General features: G+C 69.4%; 12 protein-coding genes and 2 pseudogenes. 3 read left to right on the top strand and 11 right to left on the bottom strand.

Features of this window, described 5'->3' with window-relative positions; translation table 11 throughout:
• Nucleotides 1-198 precede the first annotated feature (198 nt).
• The 4 genes from ACQEVJ_RS02575 to ACQEVJ_RS02560 form a co-directional block, all read right to left on the bottom strand.
• Entirely contained in the window at nt 199-903 is a 705-nt protein-coding gene (locus tag ACQEVJ_RS02575) for a hypothetical protein (protein WP_433096754.1), read from the bottom strand.
• A 36-nt stretch (nt 904-939) separates the two neighbouring features.
• A complete protein-coding gene (locus ACQEVJ_RS02570; RefSeq protein ID WP_433096752.1) occupies nt 940-2,655 on the bottom strand; it encodes an ABC transporter ATP-binding protein in 1,716 nt (571 codons plus the stop codon).
• Nucleotides 2,652-4,490 (bottom strand): ABC transporter ATP-binding protein, encoded by a 1,839-nt coding sequence (locus ACQEVJ_RS02565; RefSeq protein ID WP_433096750.1) that lies wholly within the window; start codon nt 4,488-4,490, stop codon nt 2,652-2,654. Before ACQEVJ_RS02565 ends, ACQEVJ_RS02570 begins: the two co-directional genes overlap by 4 nt.
• A gap of 92 nt (nt 4,491-4,582) precedes the next feature.
• Nucleotides 4,583-5,578: an alpha/beta hydrolase gene (locus ACQEVJ_RS02560; protein ID WP_433096748.1), complete on the bottom strand. Its 996-nt coding sequence runs from the start codon at nt 5,576-5,578 to the stop codon at nt 4,583-4,585.
• Between the two features lie 76 nt (nt 5,579-5,654).
• Between ACQEVJ_RS02560 and ACQEVJ_RS02555 the strand changes: the two genes are divergently transcribed.
• A complete protein-coding gene (locus tag ACQEVJ_RS02555; RefSeq protein ID WP_433096746.1) occupies nt 5,655-6,233 on the top strand; it encodes a TetR/AcrR family transcriptional regulator in 579 nt (192 codons plus the stop codon).
• 104 nt (nt 6,234-6,337) lie between these two features.
• On the opposite strand, the pseudogene ACQEVJ_RS02550 reads toward ACQEVJ_RS02555, so the two are convergent.
• A pseudogene (locus ACQEVJ_RS02550) lies at nt 6,338-7,399 on the bottom strand (IS701 family transposase); the annotation flags it as partial.
• A 165-nt stretch (nt 7,400-7,564) separates the two neighbouring features.
• A complete protein-coding gene (locus ACQEVJ_RS02545) occupies nt 7,565-8,026 on the bottom strand; it encodes an ArsR/SmtB family transcription factor (protein ID WP_433096744.1) in 462 nt (153 codons plus the stop codon).
• On the opposite strand from ACQEVJ_RS02545, the pseudogene ACQEVJ_RS02540 reads away from it, so the two are divergent.
• Nucleotides 7,944-8,606: pseudogene (locus ACQEVJ_RS02540) on the top strand (MFS transporter); the annotation flags it as partial. The gene ACQEVJ_RS02545 and the pseudogene ACQEVJ_RS02540 sit on opposite strands and share 83 nt — an antisense overlap.
• A gap of 118 nt (nt 8,607-8,724) precedes the next feature.
• Nucleotides 8,725-9,090 (top strand): hypothetical protein, encoded by a 366-nt coding sequence (locus tag ACQEVJ_RS02535; RefSeq protein WP_433096742.1) that lies wholly within the window; start codon nt 8,725-8,727, stop codon nt 9,088-9,090.
• Between the two features lie 894 nt (nt 9,091-9,984).
• Here ACQEVJ_RS02535 and ACQEVJ_RS02530 read toward each other — a convergent pair.
• From ACQEVJ_RS02530 to ACQEVJ_RS02510, 5 genes are all read right to left on the bottom strand, one after another.
• A complete protein-coding gene (locus ACQEVJ_RS02530) occupies nt 9,985-10,728 on the bottom strand; it encodes an eCIS core domain-containing protein (protein WP_433096740.1) in 744 nt (247 codons plus the stop codon).
• A gap of 718 nt (nt 10,729-11,446) precedes the next feature.
• Nucleotides 11,447-11,665, bottom strand: coding sequence for a hypothetical protein (locus tag ACQEVJ_RS02525; RefSeq protein ID WP_433096738.1), 219 nt, complete (start codon nt 11,663-11,665; stop codon nt 11,447-11,449).
• A gap of 346 nt (nt 11,666-12,011) precedes the next feature.
• Complete coding sequence (locus ACQEVJ_RS02520) at nt 12,012-13,262, bottom strand: hypothetical protein (protein WP_433096736.1); 1,251 nt, start codon at nt 13,260-13,262, stop codon at nt 12,012-12,014.
• An 11-nt stretch (nt 13,263-13,273) separates the two neighbouring features.
• Nucleotides 13,274-13,894 carry a phage tail protein I gene (locus tag ACQEVJ_RS02515; RefSeq protein WP_433096734.1) on the bottom strand — a complete coding sequence of 207 codons (621 nt, stop codon included), beginning with the start codon at nt 13,892-13,894 and terminating at the stop codon, nt 13,274-13,276.
• A gap of 5 nt (nt 13,895-13,899) precedes the next feature.
• Nucleotides 13,900-14,868, bottom strand: coding sequence for a hypothetical protein (locus ACQEVJ_RS02510; protein WP_433096732.1), 969 nt, complete (start codon nt 14,866-14,868; stop codon nt 13,900-13,902).
• Nucleotides 14,869-14,870 lie beyond the last annotated feature (2 nt).

Raw genomic sequence — 14,870 nt, 5'->3', positions numbered from 1 at the left:
CGCGCCGAGGGCACCCCTTCGTAAACAGGACCGCATCTTTGGTGAACTCGACCAAGTCACTCGCCGGATCGACGCCCACCACGGCGAGTACGCCGACGCTCGCGCTCACCTCAACGCGTCCTCAACCTCTTGGAGAGCTGCGCCGACATCTACGCCCGCTGCAACAACGCGAACCGCCCTTATGCAATCCGGAACCTGTCAATTTGCTCGAGGCGGTTGAGCTGGGCTAATTCTGTGTCGGCTTCTCTGGCGTGTGCTCCTGGTCGGTTGCCGTGACGGACGTGGGCTTGTTGATCCACGCTGCTCCAGGCAGATCGGGCGGGGACGGGGTGCCGCCGCTGGCGAAGCGTTCGGGGTGCACGGCTTGGGCAGTGGCCAGGACGCGGGCGCGCCGGTCGCGGACAGCGGCGGCACGGCCGTAATGCACGTCGCCCGGGTTCGGCTCAGAGCGCGCAGGATCCGGTACATGGTGGAAAGCGTGGGTGTGGGTCGCTGCTCGCCCCGAGCCGTCGGGTTCTCGCTGACGGTGGCGAGCTGATCCAGCAGCGCGAAGAGCTTTCCCTGCACCTCGATCACCTGGCGGGTCGTGCCAAGTTCGGCGCGAAACCGCTCGACCTCGCCCTCCAATTCCTGGATCTTCTTATCGCGGGGGTCGGCTTTGGGGCGGCCGACCGGCCGGGACAGTGCCTCGGCGGCGCCGTGGTCTCGGGCGGTCTTCCAACTGGAGATCAGTGAGGAGTACAGGCCTTCCCCGCGTAGCAGTGCGCCTTTGCCGGCCTTATCGAGCTGCTCGTACTCCTGCAGGATCCGGGCCTTGTACGCCGCGGAGTAGCGGCGGACTGTGGCCCGCTCACGTACCTGCGGGTCAGGGGTCACCGGGTCTGGAGGTCGATCCCAGGCCAAGCGCTCTACGATGACTCTTGACGCGGTACAACCGACTCATTCACTCGCTGCCGGCGCCATGGAGATGTTCCAGAAATCGGCGTAGCGGCCACCGCGGCGCAGCAGCTCGTCGTGGCCGCCCTCCTCCACGATCCGGCCGCCGTCCAGGAAGACGACCCGATCGGCGCGTCGGACGGTCCGCATACGATGCGCCACCATCACCACGGTCCGCCCCGCCATCAGGCGCTCGATGCCCTCGTGGACGGCCGCCTCGTTCACCGGGTCGAGTGCGGAGGTCACCTCGTCCAGCAGCACGATCGGCGCGTTCTTCAGCAGCGCCCGCGCGATCGAGACGCGCTGGCGTTCACCGCCCGACAGCAGCGCTCCGCCCTCGCCGACGTTCGTCGCCCATCCGCCCGGCAGCCGCTCGATCACCTCGTCCAGCCGCGCCGCGGTCGCGGCCGCCCGCACGTCGGCCTCGTCGGCGTCGGGACGGCCCAGACGCACGTTCTCCTCGATCGTGCCGTCGAAGAGGTAGACGTCCTGGAAGACGATGGCGATCCGCGCCATCGACACCCGGCTGTCGACGGCGCGCACGTCCACGCCGCCCACGCGCACCGCGCCCGCGTCCACGTCGTAGAACCGCGCGAGCAACTGCAGCAAGGTGCTCTTGCCCGCGCCCGAGGGGCCGACGACGGCGAGCCGCTGTCCTTCTGGCACCGACAACGACACGTCGTCGAACACCGTGCGGTCGCCATGCCGGAAGGTGACGGAGTCGAACTCCAGGTCATGGCGTACCGGCTGGATCGGGTCGGGAGCCTCCGGCAGCGGCTCGGTGCGCAAGACCGTGTCGAGCCTGTCCAGCTCCGACCGCGCGCCGCGGAGCTTGCCGCCGATGTCCGACAACGACAGCAGCGGATCGGCGCAGCGGGCGGCGAGCACCAGGATCGTCAGAATCTCCGCCGCGCCGATGTCCCCGCCGAGCGCGAGGTGGGCGCCCAGCACCAGCACCACGGTGAACATCGCCTGCACCACGAGCGTCAGGCCCACCGCGCCGGGCAGCGTCGCCAGCACGGTACGGCGGGAGGCGCGCTGGACCTCCCGCAGCGCGTCGTCGAGCGCCTGGAAACGTTCGACGGTCCGGCCGCCGGCGCGCAGCACCGGCTGGGCCTGGAGATATTCGATGACCCGCCCGGTGGCCTCCTTGTCGCGTTCGTGGCGCTCGGCGTCGGCGACGGCCGTCGAGCGTGTCGTCCAGGCGTTGACCGCCGCCACGACGGGTGCGCCGATCAGCGCGGCCAGCCCCAGCCGCCAATCGAAGGCGATCATCACGGCGACGATCGTCAGGGGAGTCACCAGGGCGGAGATGAACGGTGCCAGCAGATGCGCCGCCACCCCCATCGCCCGCAGGACGCCGCGACCGGCCATGACGGACACCTCGCCGACCCGGGCGGCGCTGTACCAGCCGATGGGCAATCGGGCCAGATGCTCACCGAGCCGGTGATACATGCCACGCAACATCGTGGCCCCGACCCGCATACCGGACAAATCGCTGATGTAACGCAGCACGGCGTAGACCACGACCGCGGCCCCGAACGCGACCAGCCACGGCCAGGCGTCCGCCGGGGTGCTCCCGAGCAGTGCCCGCAACACCGGAACCAGCAGCGCGTAGGACAAGCCCTCGGCCATCGCGGTGATCGTCATCAGGACCACGGTGCGGCGCATCGCCCGGGCGTACTCGTGTCCCAGCACGCGCAGCAGCAGTCGAATCATCGGATCTCGTCTCCTTGCGGTACGCCACGGCGGATGTCGGTCTCTTCGTCCATCGCCGATCGGTGCGACCGCCAGAACGCTGCGAACTTCCCGTTCCGCGCCAGCAGCTCGGCGGGCCTGCCACGCTCCACGATCGACCCGTCGTCCAGCACCACGACGCTGTCCGCGCCCGCGACCGTCTCCAGCCGATGGGCGATGACCAGGATCGTGCGGTCGCCCTCCAGCGTCGTCAAGGCCCGGCGCACCGCCTGCTCGGTCCGCGGGTCGGCGAAGGAGGTCGCCTCGTCGAGCACCAGGACGGGCGCGTCGGCCAGCAGCGCGCGTGCGATCGAGATCCGCTGTGCCTCGCCACCGGACAGTCGGGCGTCTTCACCGATCACCGTCCCGTACCCGCGCGGCAGCTCGAGGATTCGGTCGTGAATATCGGCCAGCCGGGCGGCGCGCATCACGTCGTCGAGGTCGGCATGCGGCACCGCGAGCGCGATGTTGTCCGCGACCGACGCGCGCAGCAGGCGGACGTCCTGGAAGACGAAGGACACCAGCCGGTGGAGCTCCCCGCTGTCGATCTCGCGCAGATCGACGCCGCCCAGCACGACCGAACCGTGGGTCGGGTCGAAGAACCGCGGCAGGAGCTGGACCAGCGTGGACTTCCCGCTTCCCGACGGCCCGACGACCGCGGTGACCGTCCCCGGCTCGAGCACCAGGTCGATCCCGCGCAGCACCTCGCGGTCGGCGTCGTAACCGAATCGAACGTCGCGCAGTTCCACCCGGTGCCCCTGTGGCGCGACCGGGTGCGCGGGCTCCGGCAGCGGCCGCAGCGCGAGCACGTCCCTGATCCGGCCGATCGCGCGGCCGGCGGCCCGCAGGTCGTCGAAGCCGTGGCCGAGGGCCGCCACCGGAGCGGTCAGGCCCAGCCCGAGCAGCAGGAAGGGCAGCAGGCCAGCCGGGGCCATGGAACCGTTCGTGATCAGAGCCGCGCCGCCGATCAGCACGACCAGCAGCACGAACGGCGGCGACAGCGCCAACTGCATCCCGGCGGCGACCACGGACATGCCGCGCACCCACCGGAGGAAGACGCCGACGAAGTCGTCCGCGGCCGACAGGAACGTGCGGTGGGCGCGCTCGGAGCCGCCGAACGCCTTGACCACCGAGATCCCCTGCACGAACTCGACGACGGAACTCGCGATCCGTCCCATGGCCGCGTCGAACTCCTCCTGCTCGCGGGTCCGGGTCGGGGTCATCATCAGGGGGACCAGCGCCACTGCCATCACCACCGGGATCAGCGTGATCAGCGTGAGCCGCCAGTCGACGGTGAACAAGTAGATCAGCGACACCAGCGGCACCACGAACGCGGAGACGAGCTCGCCGGGGGTGTGGGCGATGACCGGGTGCAGGGCGCTCACGTCCTCGCCCACCACCTTCGCCAGCTCGCCGGTCCTGCGCCGGGAGAACCAGCCGATCGGCACGAGCCCCAGCCGCGCGGCCAGGAGCCGGCGAAACGCCAGTTGCACCCGGCCGTCGAGAACATGCCCGATTCCAGACGATGCGGCCGTGAAGAGCAGCCGGACGGACAAGCCGACCGCACCCGCGATCACTACGGTCCCTACATGACCATGATCGACCGGGCCGGGCGACAACAACGTACGCCCCAGTTCGACGACCGCCAGCAGCGGCGCCAGCCCAGCAATGGCACCGATGACCTGCAGGATCACGACAGCGGCGAAACTCCATGAGTAAGGGCGCAGTAGCCCCGCGATGCTCCGTCCCGGGGCGGATTCGGCATCCGGTGGCGGTGCGGACTGCTCCCTCGCCCGGGCAAGGTCGGTGGTGGTCATCTCTTCTCGTCTTCAATCTCGATGCGGCCAGGTCCCCGGACGTCGTCCATGGACGCGATGATGTGGAACAGAAACCGGCAGGCCGGAACCCATCACCCGGCGAGGGCCCCCCGGAGGAATTCGACGATCTCCGCCCGCGCGGCCTTCGCTTGCGGCACCACGCCCGGCATGCTGAGAAACGCGTGCGTCGCTCCGGGATATTCGATGAGCCGCGCGGGCGTCCCTGCCGCCCGCAGTCGTTCGGCGTAACAACGGCCGTGATCGGCCACTGGATCAATGGTCGGCACCACCACGAGCGCCGGGGCCAGCCCGCTCAGATCGTCGGCATACAGCGGCGACACCGCACGAGGATCCGTTCCCGGCGGAACTGCGAGCCGCTGGAACAGCCGCATCTGCTTCATAGTGAGGGTCGGGCTGTCGCCATGCCGGTTGATCGACGCGTGGTCGAACCCCGCCGATGTCAGGTCGACAGCGGGGTTGACCAGCACCTGTGCCCGCATGAGCAGGCCGGACTCTCTCGCCCGGATCGCGGCCAGGGCAGTGACCATCGAGCCGGTGCTCTCACCGAAGATGGCGGTGCGTGCCGGGTCGACTCCCCACTGCGCGGCGTGCTGCACCACGTGTCCGAGTACGTCCCAGCCGTCGTCTATGGCCGCCGACAGCGGAGTCTCCGGATCAAGGAGGCGGTGCTCGACTGAGACCACGACCGCGGGCAGTCGCGCGGCGAGATGGCTGTTCACCCAGTCGCTCTGCACCGCCGTGCCCACGAACCCGCCTCCGTGCACGTGGAGCACAAGTGGCAGGCCGGCCCGGGCGGCGCGTTCGTCACCGCGCCCGGGTGAGGGCCGGTACACCCGCACTCGGAGCCCGCGGTCAGGCAGCGCCACCTCCCGCCACTGGATAGTGGCGCGGCGGTCCGGAAACCCGCTGATCAGCCGCGCCAGACGGGACGCTCGCTTGCGGTTCACCGCGTCACGCAAGGCGACCAGCTCCTCGGCCGTCATCGCCAGCCAGTCCGGCTCCCTCCCCAGGGCATGCAGCAACCGGACACCCAGTGGTGGCCGCTCCATACCGGTGACCTCGCTCATGTCTCCTCCTCAGCCGAATAGTTTCGACACTAAAGGTATCGATACCAACAGTAGCGTAACAAGTTATCGTGTGAGCATGACAAGAGCGACCACATCCGCCAGACCACCCGGTCGCCCACGCTCCGGCGTCAACGCCGTAGTCTTCGCCGCGACGCTGAGCACGGTCCACGAACTCGGCTACGCGCGCGCCACCGTCGACCGCATCGCCGCCGCGGCCGGAATCGCCAAGACGACGATCTACCGTCGCTGGCCATCGAAGGGTGCGCTGATCGTGGACTGCCTACTTGACGCGTTCGGCCCGGCGCCGCTGGAGGGCACCTCTCGAGCCGAACACATGTCCTCGGCCATCCGCTGGATCGCGGCGAAGATCGGAGAGCCCGGGGTAGGGGACGCTTTCGCAGGCGTGTTCAGTGACGCCGTCAGCGACCCAGCCCTGCGCGAGGTCCTATCCGCACGGTTGCAGGACCCCTACCGACTCGCGCTCCAAGACGCACTCGGCGAACCGGAGAACCGGGTCCTGTTCTTCATTGACGTCGTCGTCGGAACCCTGCTCCACCGGATGGGCATGACCGGCGAGCCGATGGTCGACGCCGATGTCACCGCACTGGTCGAGATGGTCCTGCCGTACTTCGCTGACGGTGCCGGTCCGACCTAGTAGGACTTCGTTAGGTCCTCATGGTGGTCGTTGGCGGCAGGTGGGGCATCGGCCTGTCCAGGTCGCCAATAACACCTGGAGCATGTGGAGGATCTTGTAGAAGGTCAGGCCGCCCCAGGTGCTTTTGGGCTGGCCAAGCGGAGTTCGGTGAGGAACAGGTGGGCCGCGGATACCAGGGTGACGTGGCGGTGCCAGCCGGTGAAGGAACGGCCTTCGAAGTGGGTCAGGCCGAGCCCGGTCTTCAGTTCGCGGTAGTCGTGCTCGATCCGCCAGCGGATCTTCGCCAGGCGGACCAGGTCCCGCAGCCGGGTGTCGGCGGGCAGGGTGGACAGCCAGTAATCGGTGGCCTCGCTGGCGCCGGGCGGCCATTCGGCCAGCAGCCAGCACTCGGGCAGGTGGCCGTCCTCCTGCCGGGTGATGCCACGGTTGGCCGGGCGTACTCGCAGCACCAGGAACCGGGAGGTCATCCTCGCACTCGGGTTGCCCGCGGTGTGCTTGCTGCTTAGCCGCCAGGTCACCCGGCGCAACGCGCGCCGTCCGGCTGCCAGGGCCAGCTCCCGCAGCGTGGAGCGCGGGATGCGGTACTTGGCCACCGGCCGGCGACCGGTTCCCGCATACGGCGTCTGCTCCGGCTCGGCATCGGACGGGTAGGCCGTGGTAGCGCCCTTGACGCTGACCACGTACGGGATGTGCCGGGCGGTCAGGCCGAGTCGCAGTGCGGTCGCCTCACCGTATCCGGCGTCGGCCACCACCAGCGGCGGGACCAGCCCCCAGGCGGCCAGTTCATCCAGCATGTCCAGGGCGAGCTGCCACTTGGGGCGGTGCCGCACCTGCTCGGGGATCGCACAGCGCCGCCGCCGCTGGGCGATGCGCTCCGCCTGCCCCTCATCCTCGGCCAGAGCATCGTCCCAGCTTTCGGGCAGGAACAACCGCCAGTTCAGCGCGGCCGAGCCGGTGTCGGTGACCGCGTGCACACTGACCGCGATCTGGCAGTTGGCGACCTTGCCCGCCGTGCCGGTGTACTGCCGGGCCACCCCGGGCGAGGCGTCCCCGTCCTTGACGTGCCCGGTGTCGTCCAGCACCCACGCCTCCGGCGCGACCAGATCGACCGCCCGGAGGGCAAGACGCCGCCGTACCGCCCCGTAATCCCAGGTCGAGGAGGTGATGATGAACCCACCCCACAGAGATCAGCGTTCGGCGGGAAGACGCGGGCCCGGCGACAGCGGGCCATTCCCCGGCCGGGCGACGGCTCCCCTCAGCCCGACGGACACTCCGGGCATCACGACCGACGCGACCCCGCCACCACCCGGTTCGCGGATCCCCCAACGGAGTCACGCAGTGGGCCCACGGCAGGACGGAGACCCGGGAAGCGGAGACGTCAGGACTCGGCCGGGGCCGTCCAGCAGGCCGGGGAAGCGTTCCTCCAGGTCGTCCACGCGCACGTGGCTGCGGCGTTCCAGGCCGTACTGGCGCTGCCGGATGACGCCGGCCTCGCGCAGGGCGCGGAAGTGGTGGGTCAGCGAGGACTTGGGCCGGTCCAGGCCGAACCAGCCGCACGTGTGGTCGAACGCCTCGGATTCCAGCAGCAGCTTGCGCACGATGGTCAGCCGCAGCGGCTCGCTCAGCACGGCGAACACGGCCTCCAGGCGGATCTCGTCCACACCGGCCGGGGCGCCGCCCACCTGGTGGATCTGGCTGGCCGCTTGGCCGGTGACCGCGGTGTTCGTGCTGTCCAACGCGGCGACGCCGCTGTACGTGGTCTGGCAGCACGACATCGGGTTCTCCAAGGGCACGCTGACCGTGATCTTCGCCTGCTACATCGCCGGGCTGATCGGATCGCTGCTGGTCTCCGGGATCGCGTCCGACCGGCTGGGGCGCAAGCCGGTGCTGCTGCCCGCGCTCGCACTGGCCGCCGTCGCCTGCGTCGTCTTCGCCACCGCCACCGGGGTCGCCGCGCTCATCGTGGCCCGGCTGTTCACCGGAATCGCGGTGGGCGCGATCGTCTCGGCGGGCATGGCCGCGGTGACGGACGTGGCCGGCCCGGCGCGCAGGCACCTGGCCGCGCTGCTGGCCTCCTGTGCGATGGTCTTCGGCGCCGGGCTGGGCCCGCTGCTGGCCGGGGTGCTGTCGGAGACGCTGCCCGGGCCGACGGTGACGGTGTTCCTCGTTGAACTCGTGCTGCTCGCGGTGGCCTTCGTCGTGGTGGCGCGCATGCCGGTGCGGCGGCACGCGAACCCGGGGAAGGGCGGGTGGGTCCGGGTGCCCGGCGTGCCGCACGGCCACGGGCCACGGCTCGTGCTCGGGGTCGCGGTCTTCGCGCCGGGGATCACGGCGACGTCGTTCGTGCTCTCCCTCGGCCCGTCGCTGCTGGCCACGCTGCTGCACAGCAGCAGCCGGGTACTGGCCGGGCTCACCGCGTTCGTCATGTTCGTCACGGCCACCGGGGTGCAGTTACGCGGTAGCGCGGCTGAGCCGGCGGACGGTCCTCGTGATGGGGGCGGTGAGTACGGCGGCTGCCATGGCGGCGCTGGTGACCGCGGTGCACACGTCCTCGGTGCCTCTGCTGTTCGCCGCGGCGGTGCTGGCGGGCGCAGGGCAGGGCCTGGGCCAGCTCGGCGGGCTGTCCCTGCTGAACCACACGATCGAACCGGCCCGGCTGGCCGAGGCGAACGCGGCCCTGAACGTGGGCGGCTACGTGCCGGCCGGGCTGTTGCCGGTGATGGCCGGGTACCTGAGCGACGCGATCGGGCTCACCGCGGGTACGACCGCCTTCGGGGTGACCCTGCTGGCCGCGGCGGTCGCGGGCGGCCTGGTCGTCCTGTCCACCTGGCGCCGCGCGACCGCCCCGGTGTCGTAGCTCCCCGGTACCGGGCCGCCGCGAAGATCACCACCAGCCCGGAAACGGCCCACCACCTGGACCCACTCGCTCGGGCACCGCCCACCACGATGGCCCACCTGCTCGGAGGACGCCCATCTCTGTGACTCTGTTGGGAAAGTCGTGAATTGGGTGGCGGTCAGGCAGCTACCGTAGCTAGACATCGATATGGAATTGACTCCATGGTCCGACCCTCCGGTCTTGATGATCTCGCTGGCCTTTAGCGATCGGGATTAGTTCGCAGATCCACAGCAGTGGAGGTGGGTGACGGTCAATGGCCCATGTTTGCTCGGTGGTTGCTCGTGTGTACGGGATACGGCGCGGCACACAGCGGGACTGGGCGGCAGATTCCCGGGGACAATGGCGGACGGATTGGTGTAAGGCGGCACGCGGCGACAGTAGACGGCACTGATCAAGGGCGCTTTTAATCCGTCGGTTCAGGGTTCGAGCCCCTGGCGCCCCACCACTCCGCATCCCATCTGACCTGGGGTTTCTCTGTCGAGATGACCCTTGCAGCGAGCAGTTGATCTCGTTTGGTTGCTCGTCGTTCGCCCGCGGGCGCGGACCGGGCGCGCGGCAGATCGTTTAGATGCCGAACATCCCGCCTGGTCGACCAGGTGATCAAGAGAAGGCACAGCCGTAAGGCGTTCCAAGGACAGCCAGTCCGATTGGAATAGGCGCACACCAAGCCTTGAACATCAGAGTCTCCACGAAACCCGGCGCGGTTCACGCTACGCAAATGGATCCGTCAGGCCCGGATCGACGAAAGCGTCCCGCCGGGCACGAACCAGCCCAACCCCAAGAGCACCCCTGAAGATCATGGACATCGTCCATGGCGCTGACCAAGCGCTACGTACTCAAGGGGGAAACGTCGTCCTACAAGCGGCCCCCCCTCTGCTGGACGACGTGCCACGCCTCATGGGACAACTGGGCGCGCCGCGGGTCCTCGTCTGTATACCAGCGCTGGATGACGCCCTCCCCGGCGCCGCCGCTGCCCTGCTGGACGACGTGAGTCAGCTCATGGGCGATGAGCTCGCGGCCGGCCGGGCCGGTCAGGTCGGTCTGGCCTCGGCGCAGGAAGATGTCCCTGCCGGAGGTGAAGGCCCTGGCCCCGAGACTGCGGCTGAGGTGGTCGGCCTCACTGTCGGTATGCAGCCGAACGTCGGTGAAGTCGACGCCGAGGGCCTGTTCCATCGGTACTCGGACATGCTCGGGGAGCGACTGGCCGTGACCCCGCGCCTGCTGGATGTCCTGCTGCAGGCCGGGGGCTACCGAACCGCCCGCGGCCCGCACGGGCGCGTTGCTGGACGGGCCGCCGACGGACTGGGCACCCACCATTCCAGGTCTGGTGGTTCCGCGAACCACGGCCTGGGCGACTCGGTCCGCCTCGCGCTCGTACCGGTCGCGGGGCGGGCCGACCACAAGCTTGGCCTGGATCACGGCCCGCTGCACATGCTGGTTGCCATAACTACGCTGCACCGCGAGCAGCGCCTCACCGGCCGGATGCAGCCTGCCGTCGTCACGTTGACTGGGTGCGCCGCCCTGCCTTGGGGACTGGACGGGCACGGGGCGTGCCTTGGCGGCAGCGACATGGTCCACACCGAAGCTTCGGCCGCGCATGATGGCTCCTTGATGGGTCTTGTCGGATCCGCCATCGGGCAGGCTCGCTACCTAGTGGCAGCCGACAGGTGTACACCGGTTGATCAGGTCGCTCGCAGGTCATGGCAGTTCGTGGCATGCCTGGGGCGGCCCGTGTTCCACAGCGCACCACCCTCCGGTCTGTCAACCCGTCTCTCGACACGTCCGTCGGGCCGTCTCCGGCCGCGAACTTGGCTCGATTGGCGCGTGGCGCCTACATGGACACAGCTCGGACCGCGGCAGGGCCATAACGCCAGCTCAGACGCTCCTGGTAACCGTGGTGGGATCGGGTTGTCCTCCCATCCATGGTCGGGATCACCTGGAGCGTCACCTCGTCTTTGCCGAGGCCGAGCGTGACCCGTTCGCCGCCAGGCAGCGGCAGCGCACCGAAACGGCCTGCGGGCTCGTGGGTGGATTCGGCCCTCTGACCGATCTCCTCGCCGCGGTGCGGAAAGGCAACTGGGATCCCAACGGACTCCCCCTGGCAAGAGCCTGAACGAGCTCATCGGGTACGTGGCACTCCCGTAGGAGCGCTACGTACCCGATGTTCCATCTCACCGGCCTGGCGATGCGTCACCCTGGTCGGCCGCGCGCTGTTGTGGCGAGTGGTACGAGCATGACGACCTTGGCTGGCCGGAACGGTGGGGCGTTCCCACGACGGCCGTGGTCAGGAAGGCGCTCGACACCGGCTACGTCTACGTCAAGGACCCGTAGCCGGTGAGTTCGCCGCCGCTGACACCAGGCCGTCCTGCTGGGCCATGCCGGTGAGCAGTTCTTCCAGGACCTGGATGGCGCCGCTGATGCGCAGCACGGTCTGGTGCAGTTCGGCCTGCTTGGCTTCGAGCTCGGCGAGCATCTGTTGCCCCTTCTGCTGCTCGGCCCTCAACTCACCGATCCGCTGTTCTAGCTGTTCCCGCACGCTGAGCGCTCCTTCCCTCATCAGGCCGTCTGGCCGGACAGCCCGGCCCGCAAGGCGGCCACCTCGGATGACAAGGCCCGTACCACCGCATCCTGTTCCTTGATCGCCTCGGACAGCAACGCGGTGAGGCCGCGTCGGCCCCGCCCGCCCGCGCCCGCGACACCGGCCCCTCGAACTCCACCGCCGAGGCCTCCCGGGCGAGCAACTCCAGGAAAACATCCATGCCGGTACGCTATGCCGGACCTTCCCGCGTACCGACCAGTCCTCCGCCGGATACCGGCCGCAGGTCCGCCCCACACGGCGCAGGGACCCTGGTGACCGCTCACCGGGGTCCTGCGTCACGGGCTCAGGTCACGGTGAAGATGACCGGGTCGGCCAGGGTGGTGTAGCCGTTGTCGTAGAAGTACCAGGCCGCGTAACGGCCCGGCCCGGGCACAGTGCCGGTGTCCAAGGTGACGCTGCCGTCGGCGCCGGGCGCGTACTTGTAGGTGGTATACCCGCGCGTCTTCGGCACGGTCTCGGCGGCGGGGTAGATGCCGATCCAGTTCGTGCTGCTGACGGTGCCCGGCGCGGTGGAGTAGTGCACCGTGAGGGGCGCGCCCTTGACCACGATGGGCGTGTCGATGGTGAGCAGTGGGCCCGCGGCCAGGCGCTGCAGGATGCGCAGCTCCATCTCGCCGATGGTGACGTTGCCGATCCGGAAGTTGTGGGCGTAGACCGACCCGTTGACGTGTAGCTTGGCGGTCGGGTCGGCCGTGCCGACGCCGACGTTGCCGTCGGGCAGGACCGCCAGCCGCCAGGCGTCGCCGTTGTAGAAGCCGAGCTTGTTCGTTTCGAACCCGCCGACGAACCGATCCGAGGCCACCCACAGCCCGCCGTCTTCATTGTCTGACTTCAGCTGCCCGTTGACCACCAGGTCGACCGACTTGCCGCCGCGGCCGACCACCTCCAGCTTGGCGGTCGGGTGGTTCGTCGTGCCGACGCCGATGCTGCCGTCGACGGTCAGCGAGCCGGCTAGGTGAACCCGGTCGCCGCTGGTCGCGCGCAGGGTGGCCGGGTCGGCGCCGGAGCCGGGCAGGCGCAGGCCCGAATACGAGCGCACCGTGCTGTCGACCTCGACCCGGCCGGCGGCGTCCAGCCCCACCTTGGCGAGCAGCACGGGCGGCTCAGTGCCCGAATAGGTCTTGTCAGGGGCGCGGGCGGTCAGCTTCGGGCGCTCCAGCCAGCGGGTGAAGTCCTGGCTGCCCCCGGCGGTCTGCGGGTCCTCCGCGTTCTCCCGGTAGCTGAGAAGCAGCTCGACGCCCTGCTTGTCGTTGAAGTCGGCGCCGGGCAGGTCCACCGTCGTGGCCTGCGCCAGCACAAGCTGACGGCCCTCGCTGTCGATGGCGGTGCCCGGGGCGACGGTCACCTGGTTCGGCGCGGCGGATGTGACCGTCAGGCCCTCGGCGATGCCGGGCCCGTGCAAAAGGCGGTTGTGCCGATGCTCGCGGTCGAGCTGGTAATTCTGCTCGTCAATGAAGTCCTGGTCCTGCAGGAACTGTCCGTCGAAATAGCGGACCCGCTTTTCTACGGCGCTGGGCAGAGCATTATCGGGCATAGGTTATTCCTCTACAGGATCGACGTTCCCAGCAGGGTGTTCTTGCCGAGGATCAACAGGGGCGCTTTCTCCCGCTCGTGCAATGCCTTCGACACCAAGCGCATCGCGGGTACCGCGACTTGCAGGGCGTAAAAGGTGTGCGCCGGCTTTTCCTGGTCGATGATGGACCGGGCGATCTGCTGCTTGGCCTGCAGCTGTACCGGGTCCGGCTCGCTCAGTGTCAGCCGTACCTGGAAGAAGTAGGGCAGGTTGTCGAACGTGTCGTAGATTTCAACCGGCTTTCCGGTGTACAGCTCGAGCATGCGCCGCAGCCCGGCCTTGGTGCCGCGCAGGCGGTAAAGCGGCACGATCTGTGCGATGAAGTTACGCTTGGTCTGCTCATCCCAGTCGGCGCGCAGGCTGAGCGTCACCCAGCCGGCCAGCCAGGGCAGGAATTCGGCCTTGGTCGTCGCCGGGTCGAAATAGTCGGCAAGGCCGCCGATCGCGGTTTCGAGTCCGGGCTGGTCGTCCGCGCCGCTCAGCACGATCTCGAAGGCCCGCAGGAAACTGCCGGCGAACGGCTCCTGCCGGAAGATGGCCGGCAGGTAGTCGAGGTAGCCGCTGACGGGCTGCGGAGGGTTCTGGGGTTCCATCGGCTTTACCGCTCCGAGTAACGCCGGCCGCGCACGTCGTAGGCGACCAGCGGGGTGGCCTGCAGCTGCACGAGTTCGCCGGCGTGCAGCACCACGGCGACCCGGTTGCCGCCGGCGTCGGTCCGCACCCTGTCCGGTTCGTCAGGGGTGCCGTGGACCCTGACCTGGACGTCCTCGACGTAGTCGACCATCGGGACCCGCTCAAGCACCGACGAGGCCTCGGACGCGTAGACCGCCCGGCCGAAGGGCCAGCCCGCTTGGCCAGGGCCGCCGGTTCGGGGATCGTAGAAGTCCTTCAGCGCCTGCTTCACGTCGTTGAGCGTCTGGGACGGCGGCGCGTCGGGGTGCAGGGCCAGGTTCGCCGAGATCTCGACCGGCACGTAGCCAGGTCTCACCACGTGGTGGCGGGTGGTCAGGGTGCGGCGCTCGTCGAAGAACTGCCACAGCGCGTCATACAGCGCGCTTGCGCCGTCCGCGGCCGGTAGGACCACCAGGCTCACGTGCGCCGGGGCGTCCGCACGGCGCTTGGCCGGGTCGGTGACGGACAGGTCGCGCCGCGGTATGCAGCGCGCCCGCGCGAGCCGCCCGCCGCCGGGGAGCTGCCCGGCCTCCGGGGTCTGCGGCCAGGCGTTCAGCGCCAGCCACTCGTAGTCGTCGGCGGTGACGGCTCGGTAGCGCTCGCGCTGAGCGAGGATGGTCTGGCGGATCGCGGCGTCCAGGCTCACGTCCGGCGGCTTGCGCCAGTTCGGCCCGTTCAGCAGCTTGAGGAACTTCTCGGTGCTGGCGGGCGTGACCTGGTTGACCTGGAACAGCTGCATCTCGGTCAGCCAGGCCAGCAGCTCGATGAGCGTGATGCCCGGGTCGCTCGGGTTGTAGTTGGTCCAGGCCGGGTCCAGGGCGGGGATCAGCGCCTGGGCCTGCGCCATCAGGTCGGCGTAGCTCCGGTCGTCGAGGTTCGGGAGCGGGATCGGCATCG

It is taken from the genome of Microbispora sp. CA-102843, from assembly GCF_050936215.1.
Classification (GTDB): Bacteria; Actinomycetota; Actinomycetes; order Streptosporangiales; family Streptosporangiaceae; genus Microbispora.
The sequence above is the reverse complement of the archived record's forward strand: the minus strand, read 5'-3'. Positions and strand labels throughout refer to the sequence as shown.

Bases quoted from the DNA above. Each gene is read 5' to 3' on its own strand.
- ACQEVJ_RS02560 (WP_433096748.1), bottom strand. From the start codon at position 5,578: ATGAGCGAGGTCACCGGTATGGAGCGGCCACCACTGGGTGTCCGGTTG.
- ACQEVJ_RS02520 (WP_433096736.1), bottom strand. From the start codon at position 13,262: ATGCCCGATAATGCTCTGCCCAGCGCCGTAGAAAAGCGGGTCCGCTAT.
- ACQEVJ_RS02535 (WP_433096742.1), top strand. From the start codon at position 8,725: ATGGGGGCGGTGAGTACGGCGGCTGCCATGGCGGCGCTGGTGACCGCG.
- ACQEVJ_RS02555 (WP_433096746.1), top strand. From the start codon at position 5,655: ATGACAAGAGCGACCACATCCGCCAGACCACCCGGTCGCCCACGCTCC.
- ACQEVJ_RS02515 (WP_433096734.1), bottom strand. From the start codon at position 13,894: ATGGAACCCCAGAACCCTCCGCAGCCCGTCAGCGGCTACCTCGACTAC.
- ACQEVJ_RS02530 (WP_433096740.1), bottom strand. From the start codon at position 10,728: ATGCGCGGCCGAAGCTTCGGTGTGGACCATGTCGCTGCCGCCAAGGCA.
- ACQEVJ_RS02565 (WP_433096750.1), bottom strand. From the start codon at position 4,490: ATGACCACCACCGACCTTGCCCGGGCGAGGGAGCAGTCCGCACCGCCA.
- ACQEVJ_RS02510 (WP_433096732.1), bottom strand. From the start codon at position 14,868: ATGCCGATCCCGCTCCCGAACCTCGACGACCGGAGCTACGCCGACCTG.
- ACQEVJ_RS02570 (WP_433096752.1), bottom strand. From the start codon at position 2,655: ATGATTCGACTGCTGCTGCGCGTGCTGGGACACGAGTACGCCCGGGCG.